Origin of the sequence: uncultured Salinisphaera sp. (assembly GCF_964012375.1) — a bacterium.
In the GTDB taxonomy this organism is placed as follows: Bacteria; Pseudomonadota; Gammaproteobacteria; order Nevskiales; family Salinisphaeraceae; genus Salinisphaera.
The window spans coordinates 1-2,740 of the sequence record NZ_CAXGSH010000176.1; the positions used below are offsets into that span (position 1 = coordinate 1).

The window sequence follows — 2,740 nt, forward strand, 5'->3', positions numbered from 1 at the left end:
CCCATCGATCGCGGCTGACACAAACGTCATGGCGCGGCCGTCGAGCCGCCACTGCGCGCTGTGCTGCGCATCGGAGTTGCGACGCACGGTATAGGTGGCGCGAACCCGGGTGTAATCGCGGCCGATATCGAAATCCAGATCCACCGTATCCACGAGATAGGCCGGCGGCTGGTAGTCCGCACGGTACTTGCGCTGCGTTTCGCCCGTCATAACAAGCTGCCTGCTGAAATCGTCGAAATGGTCGGCGCGGGGCGCGCCTTGTACATCGCGCTATCGCTTGCGTGTGACCACGCTGCCCGCCGAATAACCGGCCCCGAAGCCGCACAGCACGCCCACATCGCCGGCGACCATATCGTCGGAGAACTTGTGGAAGACGATGACCGGCGAGGCCGAGCTGGTGTTGCCGTATTCCGCCAGCACCGACGGCATTTCCGCCTCGCTGGCCTCGCGACCGAGAACGCGCTTGCAGATAAGCGTGTTCATGTTGATGTTGGCCTGGTGCAGCCACAGGCGTTTGATATCGGCCGCGCCCAGCTCGAGTTCGTCCGCGTGCTCGACGATCATCTGGGCCACCATCGGCGCGACGTCCTTGAACACACGACGTCCGTTCTGCACGAACAGCCGGTCCGCATCCGCGCGCGGCTCGATTTCGGCACGATTGAGGAAACCGAAATTGTTGCGGATATTGTTCGAGAACTCGGTCTTGAGCTTGGTGCCGAGCACGTCGAAGCCAAGCCCCGCGTCGACATCGTCGCCATGTTCGATAAGTGCGGCCGTGCAGACATCGCCAAAGATGAAATGGCTGTCGCGATCGCGGAAGTTTAGGTGCGCCGAGCAGATTTCCGGATTGACCATGAGCACGGTCCGGGCGCTGCCGGACTTGATCATGTCGGCCGCGGTCTGAATGCCGAACGCGGCCGATGCACAGGCCACATTGATGTCGAACCCGAACTGGCCCGCACCCAGATACTTCTGTATCTCGACCGCGAGCGCCGGATAGGGGCGCGGCAGGTTCGAACAGGCCACCAGCACCGCGTCGATATCCTCCGGTCGCTTGCCGGCCTTTTCCAGACAGGGCTCGATGGCGGCCATGGCCATTTCGCACTGAAGCGACGGCTCGTCGTTGCCCCGGGTGCGAATCCATGGGTGCATGACCTCCGGATCGAGGATGCCGCTCTTTTCGACCACATAGCGGCTCTTGATACCGGACGCCTTGTAGATGAAATCGGCGTTCGAAGGCGAAAGCGCCTCAAGCTCACCACGCTCGATAGCGGCCGCGTTGTCGCGATTGTAATTCTCGACGTAGGCGTTGAAGGCGGTGACCAGTTCTTCGTTGGAAACCGACTCCGGCGGTGTATAGAGCCCGGAGGCCGAGATAACGACGTTGTTCACCTGTATTCCCCTTCCATGACCGACAAAGACAGCGTTGCGCGGCATTCTCGCGCGCGAGCGGCTGTGTCACAACCGTGTCTTATTCGGCCGGGCGCTTGTCGTCGTGGATCAGGCCGTGGCGCGCAAGCGCGTTTTCCACAAACGGCAGCAGTTCGGCCTCGCGGCGTACCGACAGATGCGAGCCGTGATACCAGTGCATGGCCGGTTCGTCCCAGTGGCGCCACAGCCGCAGGGGCTGATCGGGCGCTACCAGCTGATCGGCGGTCGCCGCGAATATATAGCGCCGCTCTTTTGGCACCAGCGGATCCAGATGCAGGGGCGAAACCGGCGCCATCAGCTCGCTCAGCGCGCCTTGCGACAACCCCTGCGCTTCCAGAAACCGAAGGTGTAGCGTAGGCATATGCGCCCATAGCGCAGCCGGAATATCGGTGAGCGGAATACCGGCAATCACGCAGGCCAAGTCGGCTTCGAAAGCCGCCAGCAGCGCAGCGTGATAGCCGCCCAGACTATAACCGAGAGCGCCGACCGGCTGGTCCGGTTGATCGGCCTGGATCCAGGCCTTGAGACGGCGCAGATCCCACAGACCCTGGGCCTGGGCATGGATAAGATCGGCCATCGGCCCATCCAGGAATTCACCGCCGGTCACCCGGGCGATACTACGGCTGCCATGCAGCGGCAGAATCGGCATGGCGACGTTCATCCCGAACTTCAGATGCAGGCGTTTGGCGCGAAACAGCGACAGGTCGAGTCCGTCGATGCCCATGCGATAGCCATGGATACATATCAACCACGGCCGCGGCGCGCCCGCATGGCGAAAGATACGCGCGGCCATATTCTGGTTGGGCCGATGGCCTTCCCAGCGCGCTGCGCCCGGCAGGGCCGGATCGGCTTCGAACTCGCTGTCGAAATACAGCCACTCGAACTCGCAGCCGCGCGATCGGGTCGGGCGCAGCCGAAAGTCCGCCGGCGCGTGCGGCGTTCGGTGCCAGTGCTGGGCACCGTTGGCCCAATAGCCGTTCTCTGCCACCGCCTGCAGGGCTAGCAGCTCGTTATAGTCGCGCTTGACCACCGCACCCCGCGGAATACGCGCGCCGGCAACGAACAGGCCCAACAGGGCTTCATCGGTAGCCACTTTTCGGCACACACCCAAGGACAATGGCGGTTGCGGCACCGCCGAGGGCCGTACCGATTCCAGCGTGGCGACCCAGCCGGCCACCATGAAACAGGCTGCCGCGCCGGCCAGCAACGCCAGCGCCGACCAGCCCAGCCAGGGTGATAGCAGCACCGCGATCGGTGCGCTGACAAAGGCGCCAAGGGCCAGATACTGGGTGATCTGGCGATCGCCGGG

General features: G+C 63.5%; 3 protein-coding genes. All 3 read right to left on the bottom strand.

What is annotated here, in order from left to right; translation table 11 throughout:
- Positions 1-210 (bottom strand): hypothetical protein (locus ABNU97_RS17600; protein WP_348767966.1); only part of this gene is annotated, 210 nt, incomplete at its 3' end.
- Between the two features lie 60 nt (positions 211-270).
- Entirely contained in the window at positions 271-1,392 is a 1,122-nt protein-coding gene (locus ABNU97_RS17605) for a beta-ketoacyl-ACP synthase III (protein WP_348767967.1), read from the bottom strand.
- A gap of 79 nt (positions 1,393-1,471) precedes the next feature.
- On the bottom strand, positions 1,472-2,740 hold a 1,269-nt coding region (locus ABNU97_RS17610), incomplete at its 5' end, for a hypothetical protein (protein WP_348767968.1).